Here is an 18856-nt window from a genome sequence, read left to right as displayed (position 1 = left end):
GATGCAATCGAACGAATACTGGTTTGGCTTACCGAAAAAGATGTTTTGGGGCTTCCTCGCCATTGCGATTTTTATGGCGGGTGACGGTTTTGAGATGGCGTTCCTGTCGCGTCATATCACTGACATGGGCTTCTCCCCGGCGCAGTCGGCCGTGGTGTTCACGTTCTACGGCCTGGCCGCCGCGCTGGCGGCATGGGCATCGGGCGTGGTGGCTGAATTGATTACTCCACAGCGCGCTATGATGATTGGGTTTGTGCTGTGGATCGTCATGCACACGCTGTTTATGTCGCTTGGTTTGGGGATGCGTAACTATCCGCTAATGGTGCTGTTTTACGGCATTCGCGGTCTGGCCTATCCGCTGTTTATCTACTCATTCATGATGATGCTGGTGCAGGTGCTGCCGCGTGAAAAACTGGCGGCCGCTACCGGTTGGTTCTGGGCGATGTATTCGGTGGGTATCGGCGTGGTGGGCAGCTATTTGCCGAGCCTTACGATCCCGATGCTCGGTGAAACCGGTACGCTGTGGCTGGCGATCGTTTGGGTGGCGTGCGGTGGCGTACTGGCCTACTTCAGCCTGCGCAATGTGCCGGTTGACCGGTCGCGCGTTAATCTGCCGATGCGTGACAAAATGACCGAGATGTCGCGGGCGGTGACCATTCTGTTTACCAATCAGCACGTGTTTTATGCCTGTCTGATTCGCATCATCAATACGCTGTCGCTGTTTGGCTTTGCCATCGTTATGCCGCTGCTGTTTGTTGATCGCCTCGGCTTCAGCATCTCAGAGTGGCTGCAAATTTGGGCCGTATTCTTCTTCGTCACCATTTTCACCAATATCTTCTGGGGCATTACCGGTGAGAAACTGGGCTGGATCCGTCAGGTGCGCTGGTTTGGTTGTCTCGGTATGGCGATCTCCAGCCTGGCGTTTTATTACCTGCCGCTGTATGCCGGTCATAACTTCTGGGTGGCGCTGATTCCGGCGGTAATGTTGGGTATTTTTGTCGCGGCCTTCGTGCCTATGACAGCGGTGTTCCCGACACTCGAACCCCATCACAAAGGGGCTGCAGTTTCGATTTATAACCTGTCGGCCGGATTAAGTAATTTCGTTGCGCCTGCCATTGCCTCGATACTGCTGCCGTTCTTCGATATCGTTGGTGTGGTGTGGGCTTACACCGTGCTGTATGTGTTCGCCGGCGTGCTGACCTTTATCATTCGCGTGCCTCAGCCGGGACATACCCGTGAACCTGTGGCGTTGAAATCTCGTGTCGCGCAACAGCGCAGTTAATACCTCAGGGCGGCCGACGTGCCGCCCTGATTATTCAACCGGCGACATCCTGCAGCGCTTGCTCTAAATCGTACCAGCGAAAACCAAAGCCTGATTCCTCCAGCCGCTTCGGCAACACATGTTGTCCTCCCAGCACCAACACCGATGATTCCCCCATCATCAACTTGATGGCGCTGGCTGGCGTACGCATAAAGGCGGGGCGATGCATCACATGGCCGAGCGTGGCGGCGAATTGTTCATTACGTACGGCGTAAGGCGCAACCATATTAAACGGTCCGCGCAGTTCAGGGTGATCGATCAACCACAGCATGGCGTTGACCAAATCGTCGATATGGATCCATGGCAAATACTGTTTACCGCTGCCTATTGGGCCGCCCACGCCGAGCTTAAACGGCAGCTTCATCTTCGCCAGTGCGCCACCTTCTTTGGCCAGCACCACGCCGGTACGCAGCAAGCACACGCGGGTGCGACCGCTCTGCGCTGCTAAGGCGAGTTGCTCCCAGCGCGCGCACAGCGCATGGGTAAATTCATTGTGTCCAGGGTCTTCTTCGGTGAGCACCAGATCGCCGGTATCCCCGTAAAAGCCGGTAGCAGAACCAGAAATTAAAAACTGAGGTGGGTTGCTGCTGGCGTTTATCAGCGAAACCAGCTGCTCGGTGATCTGCCAGCGGCTTTCACACAGTCGCTGCTTTTGTTGTTCAGTCCAGCGCTTGTCCGCAATGGGTTCTCCTGCAAGATTGATAACGCCATCAATGCCGTTTAAATCAGACTGCTGATTGATACCGGACCACAGTGCCACCCGAGGATCGAGTTTTTCACGTGCGGCGGCGACATCGCGCGTCACCACGCTTACCTGATGACCAATTTGTAATAAGCGCGGAATCAGGTGACGGCCAACTAGCCCGGTGCCGCCCGTAATCAGTAAATGCATGTTGAGCCTCCTTGTAATTTTTTCTCTGCTCAGATTCAGCATAGAAGAGAAGCGCACGCGCGGCGTGACTGGGCTTACGGTTATGAAGAAAAAGGGAAAGTTAGCGCTGGCCTTAGCGAGTAAAGATCCGACCAGCACACCATTGCCTTAGCAAATAAAAATCGGTAAACATGAAGCACACCTGACCCTTACCCGAGGCAGCCAATGAATTATCCAACCATTACTTTGTGGTCCGATTCTTCTTTTTTCAGCCCCTACGCCATGTCGGTTTATGTTGCGCTAACCGAGAAGGGCATTCCCTTCACTCTCAAGCGCGTCGATTTATCGCAGAACGCGCAATGGGATGAAGAGTATCGTGCTCTGTCTCTGACCTGTCGGGTACCGACGCTGCAAATTGATGATGTTGTCCTGACGGAGTCTTCCGCGATTGCTGAGTATCTGGAAGAGCGTTTTCCTGCGCCAGAGTTTGAACGACTCTATCCGCGCGATCGCGAAAAACGGGCGCATGCGCGTGAAGTACAGGCGTGGTTACGTAGCGATCTGATGGCGTTGCGTGCCGAACGTCCTACTGAAGTGCTGTTTGCCGGTGAGCGTTTTGCTCCCCTGACGCAGGCAGGTGAACGGGCCGCCAGCAAACTGATCTCCGCCGTACAGCGTCTTCTGCCCGATGGTCAGCAAAATTTGTTTGGTGAATGGTCAATTGCTGACACGGATTTGGCGGTGATGATCAATCGCCTGGCGCTGCACGGCGATGCATTGCCGGTGAAGCTGCAGCACTATGCCGAGTTCCAGTGGCAGCGTGCTTCAGTGCAGCTATGGTTAGCGGAATCCGGTAAAACCCGCTAAGCACGATGCGCCTTGCGGAGGCGAAAAGAACGCTTTACCTTACGGCAGATTCTAATAAAGCATGACAACAGGCGCGTGCTGGGCACGCCGAAAACAGAAAAGGGTTACGGATGGTGGATCAAACGGCAGGTGACGGTATCGAGTGGGTTGATATTGTTAGCGAAGAGAACGAAGTCATTGCGCAGGCCAGCCGTGCGCAGATGCGTGCGCAATGTCTGCGTCATCGCGCCACTTATATTGTGGTGCATGATGGCATGGGCAAAATTCTGGTGCAGCGTCGCACTGAAATCAAAGACTTCATGCCGGGTATGCTCGATGCCACTGCCGGTGGTGTGGTGCAGAGCGGGGAAGACCTGCTGGAATCTGCGCGTCGTGAAGCGGAAGAGGAACTCGGTATCGCTGCCGTCCCGTTCGCTGAACACGGACAATTCTACTTTGAAGATCAGCATTGTCGCGTCTGGGGCGCGCTGTTTAGCTGCGTTTCGCATGGTCCCTTCGCGATGCAGGAAGAAGAAGTGGATGAAATTTTCTGGATGACGCCAGAAGAAATCACCGCGCGCTGTGATGAATTCACTGATGATTCGCTGAAAGCGCTGTCGCTATGGCTGAGCCGTAACAGCGATGCTGCACGTCGCAAGCAGAGCAGCGAAGCGTAATTCCGCAGACGTAAAAAAGGCGCCTATCGGCGCCTTTTTGCTTTTTAGCGAGCGGGGAAGGGGATTAGCCTTCGGCTTGCTGGGACTGAATCGCCGTCAAGGCAATGGTGTAAACAATGTCATCGACCAGTGCGCCACGCGACAGATCATTCACCGGCTTACGCATGCCTTGCAGCATCGGTCCAATGGAAATCAGGTCGGCTGAACGCTGTACCGCTTTATAAGTGGTGTTGCCGGTGTTCAAATCCGGGAAGATGAACACAGTAGCGCGACCAGCAACCGCAGAGTTTGGCGCTTTGGATTTAGCCACGTCTTCCATAATCGCGGCGTCATACTGCAGTGGACCATCAATCACCAGGTCCGGACGTTTTTCCTGCGCAATGCGTGTTGCTTCACGTACTTTCTCAACGTCGCTACCGGCACCTGAGTTGCCGGTTGAGTAGGAGATCATCGCTACGCGTGGATCGATACCAAAGGCTTTAGCGGAATCAGCAGACTGAATCGCGATTTCGGCCAGCTGCTCTGGGTTAGGATCCGGGTTGATAGCGCAGTCGCCATAGACCAAAACCTGCTCTGGCAGCAGCATGAAGAATACGGAAGAAACCAGCGAGCTGTTTGGCGCGGTTTTAATCAGCTGAAGCGGTGGACGAATGGTGTTAGCGGTGGTGTGAACCGCGCCTGATACCAGACCATCAACTTCGCCGCTTTCCAGCATCATGGTGCCCAGAACCACGTTATCTTCCAGCTGCTCTTGCGCGACAACTTCTGTCATGCCTTTGCTCTTACGCAGCTCAACCAGGCGCGGTACGTAGTTTTCACGTACCACTTCCGGATCAACGATCACGATGCCTTTGCCCAGCTCAACGCCCTGAGCGGCAGCCACGCGCTGAATCTCTTCCGGGTTGCCCAGCAGCACGCAGGTAGCGATGCCGCGCTCGGCACAAATCGCCGCCGCTTTCACGGTACGTGGTTCATCGCCTTCAGGCAGAACAATGCGCTTGCCGGCTTTGCGCGCCAGCTCGGTCAGCTGATAGCGGAACGCTGGCGGCGACAGGCGACGGCTGCGTTCAGAGGTGGCGGTGAGTGATTCAACCCAATCTTCATTGATGAAGCTCGCTACATACTCCTGCACTTTCTCAATGCGCTGAGTATCGTCGGTTGGCACTTCCAGGTTGAAGCTCTGCAGGCTGAGTGAGGTCTGCCAGGTGTTGGTTTTCACCATAAATACCGGCAGGCCGGTTTGGAACGCACGTTCGCATAGACGCGCGATAGGCGCTTCAATCTGATAACCGCCGGTCAGCAAGACCGCACCGATTTCCACGCCGTTCATCGCGGCTAGACACGCGGCCACCAGCACATCCGGACGATCGGCAGAGGTAACCAGCAGTGAACCCGGGCGGAAATGCTCGAGCATGTGCGGAATGCTGCGCGCACAAAAGGTTACTGATTTCACGCGGCGGGTCTGGATTTCACCTTCGTTGATGATATCGGCATTCAGATGGCGACACATGTCGATAGCGCGCGTGGCGATCAGATCAAAACTCCATGGCACACAGCCCAGTACCGGCAGCGGGCTGTTGGCGAAGAGCTGCTTTGGATCGATGTTGGCGATGCTGGCCTTGGTGGAGTCATCGAAAATCTCTGACAAATCCGGGCGCGTGCGGCCTTGCTCATCAACCGGTGCGTTCAGTTTATTAATGATCACGCCTGTGATGTTTTTATTCTTGCTGCCGCCGAAGCTGCTTTGCGTCAGTTCGATACGCTCTTTCAGCTGGGCCGGAGAGTCGTTACCCAGCGCCATCACGAAGACGATTTCAGCGTTCAGAGTTTTGGCGATTTCATAGTTCAGTGCCGAGGCGAACTGATGTTTACGCGTTGGCACCAGACCTTCAACCAACACCACTTCAGCGTCTTTTGCGTTCGCGTGGTAGTTAGCAATGATCTCTTCCATCAGCACGTCTTGCTGGTTAGACCCCAGCAGCGACTCAACGCGTGACATCTGCAGCGGTTCAGCGGCAGGAATCGCGGAGCTTTTACGAATAATGCTGGTGGTTTGGTCTGGCGCATCGCCGCCTGCACGTGGTTGGGCAATGGGCTTGAATACGCTCAGGCGCACGCCTTTGCGCTCCATGGCACGGATCACGCCGAGGCTGACGCTGGTCAGGCCGACGCTGGTGCCGGTAGGGATGAGCATGATTGTACGTGACACGATAGAAACCTCTCAGGTGTTGCAGACTGTCTAAAACAACTCCGTCAGCCTGGGCTGACGGAGAGAAGTGATGTTAGGCGGTGAGACGCGCGGCATCCTGGGCAATGACCAACTCTTCGTTGGTAGGGATCACCACTGCCGGGCGAGTGCCTTCTTTATTGATGAAGCCTGATTTACCGAAGCGCGCTGCCAGATTACGCTCGTGATCGACTTCGAAGCCCAGCAGGCCCAGTTTCTGCAAGGAGAGCTCACGTACCATTGCGGCGTTTTCACCGATACCGCCAGTAAATACCACGGCATCCAGGCGGCCTTCCATCAGTGAGGTGTAGCTACCGATGTATTTCGCCAGGCGGTGACAGAACACATCCATCGCACGTTTGGCATCTTCTTTAGTGGCGTAGTTATCTTCCACATAACGGCAGTCGCTGGTGACTTCTGTCAGACCCAATAGACCAGACTCTTTGGTCAACAGTTTGTTGATAGCATCAACGCTCATGCCCAACGCATCATGCAGGAAGAAGATGATCGCAGGGTCGATATCACCGCTGCGGGTGCCCATCACCAAACCTTCCAGTGGGGTAAGTCCCATTGAGGTATCAACACACAGGCCGTTACGGATAGCGGAAACAGAGCCGCCATTACCGAGATGGCAAGTGATAATATTCAGCTCGTTCACCGGCTTGTTGAGCATTTTTGCGGCTTCCTGCGTCACATAGTAGTGACTGGTACCGTGTGCGCCATAGCGACGAACACCATGCTCTTTATACAATTTGTACGGAAGCGCATAGAGATAAGACTCTTCCGGCATTGTCTGATGGAATGCTGTATCAAAAACCGCCACATTTTTATCGGAAAGATGCGGGAAGTTTTTTAGCGCTTCATCTATACCGATAAGGTGTGCAGGATTGTGCAACGGGGCGAATGAAGACGCATCTTTAATGCCCTGAATAACGGACTCGTCGATAATGACTGATTTGGTTAACTGCTCGCCGCCATGAACAATGCGATGGCCGATTGCAGCGATTTGTGCCGAAAGCTCTGGTTTTTGTGCCAGAATAGTTTTAACGATGAAGTTGAGCGCTTCGCTATGTGCAGCGCCCGCACCCAATGGGGCTTCTTGTTTGCTTCCTTCCAGCTTCCATTTAATGCGAGCTTCAGGTAAATGGAAACATTCAGCCAAACCCGACAAATATTCATCGCCAGTGGCTGGGTTAAGGATGGCAAACTTCAGAGAGGAGCTGCCGCAGTTCAGAACCAGGACTAACTTCGTCGACATGGAAGTACCTATTTGTTAAATAGTGGCTAAAAATAACGCAATCAGACTAACAGCGTAGCCCAGGAAAGCTGGTAGGTTAATGATAAACATCATGTGCTAGTCAAAAAATCGCTGACATGCAAAAAATTTTGGTGATTTTACGCTAATTGTTGATAAGCGCTTAGCGAAACATGGCTCAGACTGTGCTTTTATTGAGCGGAAGCTTCCGGTAATGTTGCTAAAACGGCGTCAGAATACTCACTGCGCCCTGCAAAGACAAAAACTTTTGAAGGATGTCACGTAAAGTTGTGTAGTTATCTATTTATTTTAAATATTGCATATTTAGTTGAGGTCTATCATGGCGAATGAGACAGACAATCCCGGCTGGTTCGGCTTGTTCCAGCGCGGGCAGCGATACATGAAGACCTGGCCAACGGATAAACGCCTGGCTCCGGTGTTTCCTGAAAACCGCGTAGTTAATGCAACGCGTTTCGCTATTCGCTTTATGCCGCCGCTGGCTATTTTTACGTTGACGTGGCAAATCGCGATGAATGGACAGCTCGGTCCGGCGATTGCCACCGCGCTATTTGCCTGTAGCCTGCCGATGCAAGGTTTATGGTGGTTGGGTAAACGCTCCGTTACGCCCCTGCCGCCAACGCTCCTGCAATGGTTTCATGAGGTACGTACTAAGCTTGAAGAAGCAGGGCAGGCTATCGCTCCCGTCGATGGTAAACCTACTTACCAGGCGCTTGCCGATGTTTTAAAACGCGCATTTAAACAGCTCGATCGTACCTTCCTTGACGATCTTTGATCCACTTACGCTTCTACCCGCCAAAGAAATTGCGACAAATCCCGGTTTAAATCAAAGAAAAGTGGTGTGGAGATACACGCATCACTTTCCTTATGTAATCATTTCTTCATTGTTTAAATCTTAAGCGGCCGTCGGGCCCTGGAGCAAACCATGGAAATGACCCATGCACAACGACTCATTCTCTCCAATCAATACCAAATGATGGCGATGCTGGAACCAGATAATGCAGAGCGCTATCGTCGTTATCAGACCATCATTGAACGCGGTTACGGCTTGCAATTACGTGAACTGGATAAGGAGTTTGGGGAATTAACGGAAGCGACCTGCCGCTTACTCATCGATATTATGGAAATGCATCATGCATTGCATGTTTCATGGTCAAATCTGAAAGACGCCAGCGCCATCGACGAGCGTCGCCTGGCTTTTCTTGGTTTTGACGCCGCGACAGAGGCGCGTTATTTAGGCTATGTGCGCTTTATGGTGAATGTTGAAGGACGCTATACCCACTTTGATTCCGGTACGCACGGGTTTAATGCGCAAATACCTATGTGGGAAAAATACCAACGTATGCTGGCGGTGTGGCACACTTGTCCGCGTCAGTATCATCTCAGCGCGAATGAAATTGCGCAGATTATTAATGCCTGAATAAGGAGCGACGTGTGAAGTACAGGGGTTTTCTGTTTGATTTAGACGGCACATTGGTGGATTCACTGCCCGCAGTGATTCGTTCATGGTCACTGTGGGGCGAGCGCCACGGTTTGCCGGCGGAAGAGGTCCTGAGCTATATACACGGAAAACCGGCCATTAATTCGTTGCGCCATTTCATGGCCGGGCAATCGGAAGCGGCAATACAGGCGGAATTTCTGTGGCTTGAACGCTTAGAGGCTGAGGATACGCAAGGGGTGCAAGCCATTCCGGGTGCGTTAACGTTACTCGCCACGCTGAACGAGTTACAGATTCCCTGGGCAATTGTGACATCAGGTTCGATTCCAGTTGCGCACGCGCGCCATAAAGCGGCAAATCTACCGATGCCAGAAGTCTTTATCACCGCTGAGAATATTAAGCACGGCAAGCCGAATCCAGAGCCTTATTTGCTGGGCGCTGAACGTTTAGGGCTTTCGGCGAGACACTGCGTTGTCGTTGAGGATGCACCAGCGGGCATCATTTCAGGTTTAGAGGCGGGCAGCGCGGTCATTGCTGTAAACGCACCAGCAGATTCGCCGCGTCTCAACGACGTGGCGTTTCGCGTTACGACGCTGGAACCTGTAAAGGTGACGAAAGAGCGTAGCGGCGAGTTTACGCTCTCAATTAATGCATAATGAAACGGGCCTGAGCGGCCCGTTTTTTATAATGGGGTATCTTGCGAAATCTCATCCAATGAAAGGCTAAAGCTGGGGATAAACACCTCAACGAAATAGTCCATCTCCGGCGAGCGACGCTGTGAGAGCGTCTTTTCCAGTCGCGCCTTAGCCAGCAGAAACTCGTTATTACCCGCTGATAACTCTTCCAGACACTTCACGTATGCGCACAACGCATCCGCTTGCTTCACCACCGACTGCTCACTTTCCGTATGTAAATGTTCATCGATTAAGGGGCGATAGGCATCCTGTAATTCTGGTGGCAGCATATCGATCAGTTTCTGCTGAGCAATCTTTTCAATTTTTTTATATTCGTGAGCGATCTGCGCGTTGTAGTACTTCACCGGGGTGGGCAAGTCACCGGTCAGGACTTCGCTGGCGTCGTGATATAACGCCAGCATTGCAATACGCTCGGCATTGAGGTTGCCATTGAATTTTTTGTTTTTGATGATAGCGAGCGCATGCGCCACCATCGCCACTTGCAAACTATGTTCTGAGACGTTTTCAGTACGCACATTGCGCATCAGCGGCCAGCGATTGATCAGTTTGAGGCGGGAGAGATGGGCGAAAAAATGGCTACGGGTCATGGACTATTCCTGTTCGCACGGCGGGGAAGGTTGACCTTCCCCGAAATACGATAACTATACCCTAAATAATTTGAGATGCAGGAAGGCGGCAGGTGTGAAACTCCCCAGTCGCTTACAAAAGTAAGTCATTGCGGTGACCACACGCAGCCAACCCCGCTGCAATTCGAAGTATAAAGGATATATTACTGGCGATACCCTTGCAGGAAACGACCAAACTTGCTGACGGCCATTTCCAGATCGTCCACGCGCGGCAACGTAACGATGCGCACGTGATCTGGCCATGGCCAGTTGAATGCCGTACCCTGAACCAGCAATACTTTCTCCTGCAGCAGGAAGTCCAGCACCATTTTCTGATCGTCAAAGATATTGAATTTCTTCGCATCAATGCGCGGGAACATGTAAAGGGCACCTTGTGGTTTCACACAGCTGACGCCAGGGATATCGTTAATCAATTCCCACGCTCGCTGACGTTGTTCGTACAATCGCCCGCCCGGTGTAATGAATTCACTGATACTTTGATAGCCGCCAAGCGCTGTTTGAATCGCGTGCTGAGCCGGTACGTTGGCACACAGGCGCATTGACGCCAGCATTTCTAAACCTTCGATATAACCTTTGGCATGTTTCTTAGGGCCGTTCAATACCATCCAACCCTGACGGAAGCCTGCTACCCGATAGGTTTTGGACAAGCCATTAAAGGTAACCGTCAGCAGGTCCGGCGCCAGTGCAGCAATGGAGTGATGCTGTGCTTCGTCGTACAGAATTTTGTCGTAGATTTCGTCAGCGAAAATGATCAGGTTATGCTGACGCGCGATTTCGACGATTTCGAGCAGCAACTCTTTGCTATAAACCGCGCCGGTGGGATTGTTCGGGTTAATAATGACAATGCCGCGCGTACGCGGTGTGATCTTGCTGCGAATGTCATCCAGGTCAGGGAACCAACCCGCCGATTCATCACACAGATAATGTACGGCTTTACCGCTCGACAATGAAACCGCTGCGGTCCACAGCGGATAATCCGGTGCGGGAACCAGCATCTCATCGCCGCTGTTCAGCAAAGCCTGCATTGCCTGCACAATCAGTTCCGATACGCCATTGCCAATATAAATGTCTTCAACTGTTACATCGCGGATGTCGCGCGCTTGATAGTGCTGCATGATGGCTTTTCGGGCCGAATATAGTCCTTTCGAGTCACAATAGCCTTGAGCGCTGGGCAGGTTACGAATCACATCCACCAGAATTTCATCTGGCGCTTCAAAACCAAACGGAGCAGGGTTGCCGATATTAAGTTTGAGAACTTTGTTGCCTTCTTCTTCGAGACGTTTCGCTTCTTTCAGTACCGGCCCACGGATGTCATAACAGACATTTTCTAGCTTGCCGGATTTATCAATTTGAAAATTCATTATTACCGCCTTTACGGGCAGAGTCCTTTAACCTGCCACCAAAATCAAACCAGCCCAATTTACTCTTCTCAACTTAACAAAAGAAGGGGAGCGCTGGGTTTTGGCGTCTTTGGCACTGATTCATTGTACAGGTGGCGAAAAAGTCATTGAAAATCGATTAATCTGGTTCATTAATCCAGTAATTCTAAAAAAAATGAGATTAAATACTGAGGTGACTTCGTTGCGGTGTAAATGCCTTCTTCCATAGGGAAAGGCATCTATTCAGAAATTTTTCAGTCACAATTGGCTTAAAAAAATATTAGCGACCTGGTGAAATAGTTAAACGAATCTTGTTAGATGATGAAAAAACCTTCAGTAATGATTAAGCACTGGTTGGCGTTACCAAATACAGTTCATTCTCATTCACTTTTTATCTGCGGGATTAACCGCTATTAAACGGGCTAACACCGTGCAAAACACCCGTAAAATAGCATTTGGGCTGTAACTTTCACGTAAGTGCACAGGATTCAGAACCAGGAGGGCTTAAAAAAAGAGCAGTGTTATGGCAGGATGTGTTTGAAAAGCCTTTTGGTCAAAAATTGCGATGTTTTGAACAAAAACATTTCCATTTATAGCGTAAAAATGATTAAGTATAATTTATTATTTGATGCACATTATAGCTTCGCATCGACATAACATGATGTTATCTCTTTTGAACCCGCAGGGATTTTTTCGCGGGGCGCATAGACAACTACGCAGCTTCCAGCACCTGTACGACATACGTCTTCGGCCCAGAAGTTCTGCTGTCTATAATGACGCCACTGCTCTGAACTCAGAGTGGTGCGATCGTCGGCATCCGCCTGACAATTTTTTTCATGGCAGCCTCCACACAGGGGCTGTCATTAAGCACCATTACCTCTTATCTATTTGATAAGACAGGTAATACACCAGGGTAGTAGTTTTAAAAAATCTTATAAGTGAAGAAAAAACATGACTAATGCAAATCGTCCGATACTGAATCTCGACCTCGATCTGCTGCGTACCTTTGTTGCCGTTGCCGATCTGAATACTTTTGCAGCAGCGGCTGCAGCAGTTTGCAGAACGCAGTCAGCAGTAAGTCAGCAGATGCAACGTCTGGAACAATTGGTTGGTAAAGAGCTGTTTGCCAGACATGGACGTAATAAACTGCTGACGGAGCATGGCATTCAACTGCTGGGTTACGCCAGAAAGATCCTTCGTTTTAACGACGAAGCTTGCACCTCTTTAATGTACAGCAACATCCAGGGCGTACTGACCATTGGCGCTTCAGATGATACCTCCGATACCATTCTGCCGTTCCTGCTTAATCGCGTAACGTCGGTTTATCCGAAGCTGGCCATTGATGTTCGTGTTAAGCGCAACCCGTTCATGATGGAAATGCTGAATCAAGGTGAAGTTGATCTGGTTGTGACCACGTCCAGCCCGGGCAATTTCACCCACCAGGTACTGCGTACCTCACCAACGTTATGGTATTGCGCGGCAGATTATATCTTCCAGCGTGGTGAAGCCATTCCTTTGGTTCTGCTGGATGAGCCAAGTCCTTATCGCGATATGGCAATTGATCATCTCAATGAAGCGGGCATTCCGTGGCGTATCTCGTACGTCGCGTCAACGCTGGCTGCTGTGCGTGCGGCCGTAAAGGCTGGTTTGGGTGTAACGGCGCGTCCCGTTGAGATGATGAGCCCAGAATTGCGCGTAATGGGCGCGGCAGAGGGTTTACCGGTATTACCTGATACCCAATACTTGCTGTGCCGTAACACTGATAGCGACAATGAACTGGCTTTGGCCATTTTCAATGCGATGCAGTCAACCAATGATCCTTATAATCTGAGCGCCAATCCAGACGGTACCTTATTGCTGGATGATGAAGAGTAGAGAGTAGACTGCTGGTAATTCCTCGCAAATGGAATGCCTGCTAATTGTTAAAAGTGATAAAAATAAGCCTTAGCGTGGTAATTTCCTGCTAGGGCTTTTTTTATGGTGTTTTAAAAGCGTTTTTTTATCCATTTTATCAATGATAATTTTTCTGCGATTACAAATAATGAAATGTGTTCCATTTTGCTCCAATCTGGAATGCTTTTATCAATTCGTGCCAACTTTCATGTGCTATTACCCTCGCTCTTCGCTGTTTTTTTCCTCATAAAACCCATTTATGTGCTTTGGATCAAAAAAATACCCCTGATAAGGGGGGGGAATCTCAGGCAAGACCTGTCAAAATATGATTGTTAAATGCACGATCCATGCATGTGAATACCCGCTACACTAAAATTAACCTCACAAACTGAAGCGATTAAGCTGGCGCTGACGAGGTTGGATGTTAATAATATGATGCAGGTGTAAAATAATGTTTGGATACTTTTGTCAAAGTTGACAAAAGGTTATAGAAAGGAGTAAAAACCCCTATAAAATTGCTGCTTTAATGCTAATGACAGCAAAGTTTATAAGGTTTTTTATCCTTCCCTTGAATCGATGTGGTGTGTTTGCTGCAACAGTGCAGGATGCCATCACCACTTTTGATGAGTAAGCAAAGAGTATGTCGACAACTACAGAAGTGATCGCTCATCACTGGGCATTTATTGTTTTTATCGTTATTGCGTTTGGCCTGTGTGCCTTCATGTTGACCGGTGGCTGGCTGTTAGGTGGACGTGCGCGTGCACGACACAAAGACACCCCATTTGAATCGGGTATTGAGTCTGTCGGTGATACTCATATTCGCCTCTCTGCAAAATTCTATCTGGTTGCGATGTTCTTCGTCATTTTCGACGTCGAAGCCCTCTATTTATACGCATGGTCGACGTCCATCCGCGAAAGTGGCTGGGTCGGCTTTGTCGAAGCCGCAATTTTCATTTTGGTGCTCTTGGCAGGCCTGGTTTATCTGGTGCGCATCGGTGCGCTGGATTGGGCTCCTGCGCGTCGTCGCGTAGTAGTCAAATCTGTCCCGGTCAGTCACAGCCACACCAACCCTCATAAGCAGTAAAAGCGAGGCAATAAGATGGACTACACGCTGACACGCGTAGACCCGAACGGGGGCGGCGATAACGATCGTTATCCTCTGCAGAAACAGGAAATTGTTACCGATCCGCTGGAGCAACACGTTCATCGCAGCGTCTATATGGGCAAGCTTGAACATGCCCTGCATGACATGGTGAACTGGGGGCGTAAAAACTCACTCTGGCCTTATAACTTCGGCCTTTCCTGCTGCTACGTAGAAATGACCACGTCCTTCACGGCGGTGCATGATGTGGCACGTTTTGGCGCGGAAGTTATGCGCGCCTCGCCACGTCAGGCTGACTTCATGGTGATTGCCGGAACGCCATTTACTAAAATGGCGCCGGTTATTCAGCGTTTATATGATCAGATGCTGGAGCCGAAGTGGGTGATTTCTATGGGCGCTTGCGCTAATTCGGGTGGCATGTATGACATCTACTCAGTGGTGCAAGGTGTCGATAAATTCCTGCCGGTTGACGTTTATATTCCTGGCTGCCCACCGCGTCCAGAAGCCTACATGCAGGCTTTACTGCTGTTGCGTGAGTCGATTGGCAAAGAGCGTCGCCCACTCTCATGGGTGGTAGGGGATCAAGGGGTTTATCGCGCCAATATGCAGCCAGAGCGTGAAAGAAAACGTGGCGAGCGTATTGCCGTCACCAACCTGAGAACGCCTGACGAAGTATAAGCTTCCCGTACACGGATGGAGCCACGGCCGCAGCAGAACACCACAATTTAATGTGCGCCGCCATCCTGACGCCTTCTTTTGAGCGCCTGATTACAGGCCGGAATGGTGAGTAACGTATGACTGATTTAACCACGCAAGATCTCGCACAGCCTTCATGGCAAACCCGCGATCACCTGGATGACCCAGTGGTCGGCGAGCTGCGTAACCGTTTTGGGCCGGATGCCTTTACCGTTCAGGCCACCCGTACCGGAATTCCGGTGGTATGGGTGAAGCGTGAACAGCTATTGGAAATTGTTGAGTTCCTGCGCAAGCTGCCAAAACCGTATGTCATGCTGTATGACTTACATGGTTTTGATGAGCGCCTACGCACTAACCGTGCCGGTTTGCCCGCTGCGGATTTTTCCGTTTTCTATCACCTGCTGTCGATTGAACGCAACCGTGACATCATGCTCAAGGTGGCGCTGTCAGAAAACGATTTAAATGTGCCAACCATCACCAAAATTTTTGCCAATGCCAACTGGTATGAGCGCGAAACCTGGGAGATGTTTGGTATCACCTTCAATGGTCACCCGCACCTGACGCGCATCATGATGCCACAGACCTGGGAAGGCCATCCGCTGCGTAAAGATTACCCCGCGCGTGCCACCGAATTCGATCCCTTTGAGCTGACCAAGCAGAAAGAAGATCTGGAGATGGAGGCGCTAACCTTCAAGCCGGAAGATTGGGGCATGAAGCGTAGCACCGCCAATGAAGACTTCATGTTCCTCAACCTTGGCCCTAACCACCCGTCTGCGCACGGTGCTTTCCGCATCATTTTGCAGTTGGATGGCGAAGAGATCGTCGATTGCGTTCCCGATGTTGGCTACCACCATCGTGGCGCTGAAAAGATGGGCGAGCGCCAATCCTGGCACAGCTACATTCCGTACACCGACCGTATCGAGTATCTCGGCGGCTGTGTCAACGAAATGCCGTATGTGCTGGCAGTAGAAAAACTGGCGGGCATCACCGTACCGGATCGCGTCAACGTGATTCGCGTGATGCTGTCCGAGCTGTTCCGCATCAATAGCCATCTGCTCTATATCTCCACCTTTATTCAGGACGTCGGCGCCATGACGCCGGTGTTCTTCGCCTTTACCGACCGTCAGAAAATTTATGACGTGGTTGAAGCGATCACCGGTTTCCGTATGCACCCAGCGTGGTTCCGCATTGGTGGCGTTGCGCATGATCTGCCGAAAGGCTGGGAGCGCTTGCTGCGCGACTTCCTCGACTGGATGCCGAAGCGTCTGAAAGAGTACGACAAAGCTGCGCTGCGCAATACCGTGTTGATGGGCCGTTCGCAGGGTGTGGCGGCGTACAACATGGATGAAGCGCTGGCGTGGGGCACCACCGGTGCCGGTCTACGTGCTACCGGCTTAGATTTTGACGTGCGTAAATGGCGTCCGTATTCAGGCTACGAAAACTTCGATTTCGAAATTCCCGTTGGCGCCGGCATCAGTGATGCGTACACCCGCGTTCAGCTGAAAATGGAAGAGATGTGGCAGTCACTGCGTATCCTTGAGCAATGCCTGAACAACATGCCTGAAGGCCCGTTCAAAGCGGATCATCCGCTGACCACGCCGCCACCGAAAGAGCGCACGCTGCAGCACATTGAAACCCTGATCACTCACTTCCTGCAGGTTTCGTGGGGACCGGTAATGCCGGCCAACGAATCCTTCCAGATGATTGAGGCGACTAAAGGGATCAACAGTTACTACCTGACCAGCGATGGCAGCACCATGAGCTATCGCACCCGCGTGCGTACGCCGAGCTTCCCGCACCTGCAGCAGATCCCGTCCGTGATCCGCGGCAGCCTGGTATCCGACTTGATCGTTTACCTCGGTAGTATCGATTTTGTTATGTCAGACGTGGACCGCTAATTATGCACGATCAAAAAATTGCTATTCACACCATCGACCCGACTGAGGTCTTCGTGCTGAGCGAGGCCGAGCACCACGCTATCGAGCACGAAAAGCACCATTACGAAGATGCGCGTGCGGCTTCGATTGAAGCGTTGAAGATCGTGCAGAAACAGCGCGGTTGGGTGCCGGATGGCGCGATTAACGCTATCGCAGAAGTACTCGGAATTCCCGCCAGTGATGTGGAAGGTGTTGCCACTTTCTATAGCCAGATCTACCGCACGCCGGTTGGCCGTCACGTGATTCGCTACTGCGACAGCGTAGTGTGCCATATCACCGGTTATCAGGGCATTCAGGACGCACTTGAGCAGAAGCTGAATATTAAGCCTGGTCAAACCACGGCGGATGGTCGCTTTACGCTCTTGCCTACCTGCTGCCTCGGTAATTGCGATAAAGGGCCAACCATGATGGTGGACGAAGATACGCATGTTCATCTGACGCCTGAAGGCATCGCCAACCTGCTGGAGCAGTATCAATGACCATTAAACAGATCATTCGTACTGCCGAAACGCATCCATTGACCTGGCGTCTCCGTGACGACAAGCAGCCAATTTGGATTGATGAATACCGCAGTAAAAACGGTTACGTCGGTGCTGAAAAAGCGCTGAAAGATTTCAGTCAGGACGAAATTGTCGCGGCGGTAAAAGACTCGGGCCTGAAAGGCCGCGGTGGCGCCGGCTTTAACACTGGCCTGAAGTGGAGCCTGATGCCGAAAGACGAATCCATGAACATTCGTTACCTGCTGTGTAACGCCGATGAAATGGAGCCAGGCACTTATAAAGACCGCTTACTGATGGAGCAATTGCCACATCAGTTAGTTGAAGGGATGTTAATCAGTGCGTTCGCGCTGAAAGCCTATCGTGGCTACATCTTCTTACGTGGCGAGTACATTGAAGCGGCGGTTAACCTGCGTCGTGCGATTGCCGAAGCCACTGAAGCAGGTTATCTCGGTAAAAACATTCTTGGCACCGGTTTTGATTTTGAGCTGATTGTTCACACCGGCGCAGGTCGTTATATCTGCGGTGAAGAGACTGCGCTAATCAACTCGCTGGAAGGCCGTCGTGCCAATCCGCGTTCCAAGCCACCGTTCCCGGCGAGTGCCGGCGTATGGGGCAAGCCGACCTGCGTGAACAACGTGGAAACGCTGTCGAACGTGCCGGCTATCTTCCTTAACGGCGTTGATTGGTACAAAAACATCTCTACCAGTGAAGACACTGGCACCAAGATGATGGGCTTCTCCGGTCGCGTGAAAAATCCTGGCGTGTGGGAACTGCCGTTCGGTACCACCGCACGTGAAATCCTTGAGGATTATGCTGGCGGCATGCGCGATGGCTTGAAATTCAAAGCCTGGCAGCCAGGCGGCGCAGGAACCGACTTCCTCACCGATCAGCATCTCGATCTGCCCATGGAATTTGCCAGCATCGGTAAAGCCGGTAGCCGTTTAGGTACCGCCTTGGCAATGGCAGTCGATCACGAAATCAATATGGTTTCGCTGGTGCGCAATCTGGAAGAGTTCTTTGCACGCGAATCCTGCGGCTGGTGTACGCCATGCCGTGATGGATTGCCGTGGAGCGTGAAGATCCTGCGTGCGCTGGAGCAGAAGAAAGGCCAGCCGGGTGATATTGAAACTCTGCAGCAACTCTGCCGTCAGCTTGGCCCAGGTAAAACCTTCTGTGCCCACGCACCGGGCGCCGTCGAGCCATTGCAGAGCGCGATCAAATATTTCCGTGAAGAGTTTGAAGCTGGCATTGCGCCGCAGGTGTTTGGCAATACCCGAGCCATCGGCGGTATTCAGCCGAACCTGCTGAAAGCGCGCTGGTAATCAGCCGCCGTACACGGAGCTCACCCTGGCCGAAATGGCGAAGGGAAAGAATT

17 protein-coding genes are annotated in these 18856 nt (G+C 51.7%); 12 read left to right on the top strand and 5 right to left on the bottom strand.

What is annotated here, in order from left to right:
* Position 1: 1 nt before the first annotated feature.
* Positions 2 to 1282 (top strand): MFS transporter, encoded by a 1281-nt coding sequence (locus tag AC07WB_RS13350; RefSeq protein ID WP_345828897.1) that lies wholly within the window; start codon positions 2 to 4, stop codon positions 1280 to 1282.
* Between the two features lie 34 nt (positions 1283 to 1316).
* Here AC07WB_RS13350 and AC07WB_RS13345 read toward each other — a convergent pair whose 3' ends face one another.
* Positions 1317 to 2213, bottom strand: coding sequence for a TIGR01777 family oxidoreductase (locus AC07WB_RS13345; RefSeq protein WP_494940651.1), 897 nt, complete (start codon positions 2211 to 2213; stop codon positions 1317 to 1319).
* A gap of 204 nt (positions 2214 to 2417) precedes the next feature.
* Here AC07WB_RS13345 and yfcF point away from each other — a divergent pair, with 204 nt between their 5' ends.
* Together yfcF and yfcD are read left to right on the top strand one after the other, a co-directional pair.
* The gene (yfcF, locus tag AC07WB_RS13340; protein WP_097096583.1) at positions 2418 to 3059 is read left to right on the top strand and encodes a glutathione transferase; all 642 of its coding nucleotides are present in this window, start codon (positions 2418 to 2420) and stop codon (positions 3057 to 3059) included.
* A 110-nt stretch (positions 3060 to 3169) separates the two neighbouring features.
* Positions 3170 to 3715 (top strand): NUDIX hydrolase YfcD, encoded by a 546-nt coding sequence (gene yfcD, locus AC07WB_RS13335; protein ID WP_097096584.1) that lies wholly within the window; start codon positions 3170 to 3172, stop codon positions 3713 to 3715.
* A 64-nt stretch (positions 3716 to 3779) separates the two neighbouring features.
* Here yfcD and pta read toward each other — a convergent pair whose 3' ends face one another.
* A complete protein-coding gene (gene pta / locus AC07WB_RS13330; protein WP_176519158.1) occupies positions 3780 to 5924 on the bottom strand; it encodes a phosphate acetyltransferase in 2145 nt (714 codons plus the stop codon).
* A 73-nt stretch (positions 5925 to 5997) separates the two neighbouring features.
* Positions 5998 to 7200, bottom strand: a complete 1203-nt coding sequence (gene ackA / locus AC07WB_RS13325) for an acetate kinase (protein WP_345828902.1) — start codon at positions 7198 to 7200, stop codon at positions 5998 to 6000.
* A 337-nt stretch (positions 7201 to 7537) separates the two neighbouring features.
* On the opposite strand from ackA, the gene yfbV reads away from it, so the two are divergent.
* From yfbV to AC07WB_RS13310, 3 genes are all read left to right on the top strand, one after another.
* Positions 7538 to 7990: a terminus macrodomain insulation protein YfbV gene (gene yfbV, locus AC07WB_RS13320; protein ID WP_097096587.1), complete on the top strand. Its 453-nt coding sequence runs from the start codon at positions 7538 to 7540 to the stop codon at positions 7988 to 7990.
* A 150-nt stretch (positions 7991 to 8140) separates the two neighbouring features.
* Entirely contained in the window at positions 8141 to 8635 is a 495-nt protein-coding gene (locus AC07WB_RS13315) for a YfbU family protein (RefSeq protein ID WP_097096588.1), read from the top strand.
* Positions 8636 to 8649: 14 nt separating this feature from the next.
* The gene (locus tag AC07WB_RS13310) at positions 8650 to 9309 is read left to right on the top strand and encodes a sugar phosphatase (protein ID WP_494940650.1); all 660 of its coding nucleotides are present in this window, start codon (positions 8650 to 8652) and stop codon (positions 9307 to 9309) included.
* A 26-nt stretch (positions 9310 to 9335) separates the two neighbouring features.
* On the opposite strand, the gene yfbR is transcribed toward AC07WB_RS13310, so the two are convergent.
* Together yfbR and AC07WB_RS13300 are read right to left on the bottom strand one after the other, a co-directional pair.
* Complete coding sequence (gene yfbR, locus AC07WB_RS13305; protein WP_064739333.1) at positions 9336 to 9935, bottom strand: 5'-deoxynucleotidase; 600 nt, start codon at positions 9933 to 9935, stop codon at positions 9336 to 9338.
* Positions 9936 to 10117: 182 nt separating this feature from the next.
* Entirely contained in the window at positions 10118 to 11335 is a 1218-nt protein-coding gene (locus AC07WB_RS13300; RefSeq protein WP_097096592.1) for a pyridoxal phosphate-dependent aminotransferase, read from the bottom strand.
* Between the two features lie 969 nt (positions 11336 to 12304).
* On the opposite strand from AC07WB_RS13300, the gene lrhA reads away from it, so the two are divergent.
* The 6 genes from lrhA (at position 12305) to nuoF (ending at position 18803) form a co-directional block, all read left to right on the top strand.
* Complete coding sequence (lrhA, locus tag AC07WB_RS13295) at positions 12305 to 13228, top strand: transcriptional regulator LrhA (protein WP_097096593.1); 924 nt, start codon at positions 12305 to 12307, stop codon at positions 13226 to 13228.
* Between the two features lie 658 nt (positions 13229 to 13886).
* Positions 13887 to 14330 (top strand): NADH-quinone oxidoreductase subunit A, encoded by a 444-nt coding sequence (locus tag AC07WB_RS13290; RefSeq protein WP_007889316.1) that lies wholly within the window; start codon positions 13887 to 13889, stop codon positions 14328 to 14330.
* Positions 14331 to 14345: 15 nt separating this feature from the next.
* On the top strand, positions 14346 to 15026 hold the full coding sequence (locus tag AC07WB_RS13285) for a NuoB/complex I 20 kDa subunit family protein (RefSeq protein WP_007889318.1): 681 nt from the start codon (positions 14346 to 14348) through the stop codon (positions 15024 to 15026).
* 116 nt (positions 15027 to 15142) lie between these two features.
* Positions 15143 to 16942 (top strand): NADH-quinone oxidoreductase subunit C/D, encoded by a 1800-nt coding sequence (nuoC, locus tag AC07WB_RS13280; protein WP_097096594.1) that lies wholly within the window; start codon positions 15143 to 15145, stop codon positions 16940 to 16942.
* Positions 16943 to 16944: 2 nt separating this feature from the next.
* Positions 16945 to 17460: an NADH-quinone oxidoreductase subunit NuoE gene (gene nuoE / locus AC07WB_RS13275; protein WP_007889323.1), complete on the top strand. Its 516-nt coding sequence runs from the start codon at positions 16945 to 16947 to the stop codon at positions 17458 to 17460.
* A 2-nt stretch (positions 17461 to 17462) separates the two neighbouring features.
* Positions 17463 to 18803 carry an NADH-quinone oxidoreductase subunit NuoF gene (gene nuoF / locus AC07WB_RS13270; RefSeq protein ID WP_176519213.1) on the top strand — a complete coding sequence of 447 codons (1341 nt, stop codon included), beginning with the start codon at positions 17463 to 17465 and terminating at the stop codon, positions 18801 to 18803.
* The last annotated feature ends 53 nt before the right edge of the window (positions 18804 to 18856 follow it).

Source organism: Pantoea sp. GW821-FHT03E06, from assembly GCF_059420725.1.
Note: the sequence above shows the minus strand (reverse complement) of the source record. Positions and strands in the feature narration are given on the sequence as shown.

Excerpts from the sequence above, each read along its gene's own strand:
- AC07WB_RS13350 (WP_345828897.1), top strand. The coding sequence starts at position 2 with ATGCAATCGAACGAATACTGGTTTGGCTTACCGAAAAAGATGTTTTGG.
- AC07WB_RS13345 (WP_494940651.1), bottom strand. The coding sequence starts at position 2,213 with ATGCATTTACTGATTACGGGCGGCACCGGGCTAGTTGGCCGTCACCTG.
- yfcF (WP_097096583.1), top strand. The coding sequence starts at position 2,418 with ATGAATTATCCAACCATTACTTTGTGGTCCGATTCTTCTTTTTTCAGC.
- yfcD (WP_097096584.1), top strand. The coding sequence starts at position 3,170 with ATGGTGGATCAAACGGCAGGTGACGGTATCGAGTGGGTTGATATTGTT.
- ackA (WP_345828902.1), bottom strand. The coding sequence starts at position 7,200 with ATGTCGACGAAGTTAGTCCTGGTTCTGAACTGCGGCAGCTCCTCTCTG.
- yfbV (WP_097096587.1), top strand. The coding sequence starts at position 7,538 with ATGGCGAATGAGACAGACAATCCCGGCTGGTTCGGCTTGTTCCAGCGC.
- AC07WB_RS13315 (WP_097096588.1), top strand. The coding sequence starts at position 8,141 with ATGGAAATGACCCATGCACAACGACTCATTCTCTCCAATCAATACCAA.
- yfbR (WP_064739333.1), bottom strand. The coding sequence starts at position 9,935 with ATGACCCGTAGCCATTTTTTCGCCCATCTCTCCCGCCTCAAACTGATC.
- AC07WB_RS13300 (WP_097096592.1), bottom strand. The coding sequence starts at position 11,335 with ATGAATTTTCAAATTGATAAATCCGGCAAGCTAGAAAATGTCTGTTAT.
- lrhA (WP_097096593.1), top strand. The coding sequence starts at position 12,305 with ATGACTAATGCAAATCGTCCGATACTGAATCTCGACCTCGATCTGCTG.
- AC07WB_RS13290 (WP_007889316.1), top strand. The coding sequence starts at position 13,887 with ATGTCGACAACTACAGAAGTGATCGCTCATCACTGGGCATTTATTGTT.
- AC07WB_RS13285 (WP_007889318.1), top strand. The coding sequence starts at position 14,346 with ATGGACTACACGCTGACACGCGTAGACCCGAACGGGGGCGGCGATAAC.
- nuoC (WP_097096594.1), top strand. The coding sequence starts at position 15,143 with ATGACTGATTTAACCACGCAAGATCTCGCACAGCCTTCATGGCAAACC.
- nuoE (WP_007889323.1), top strand. The coding sequence starts at position 16,945 with ATGCACGATCAAAAAATTGCTATTCACACCATCGACCCGACTGAGGTC.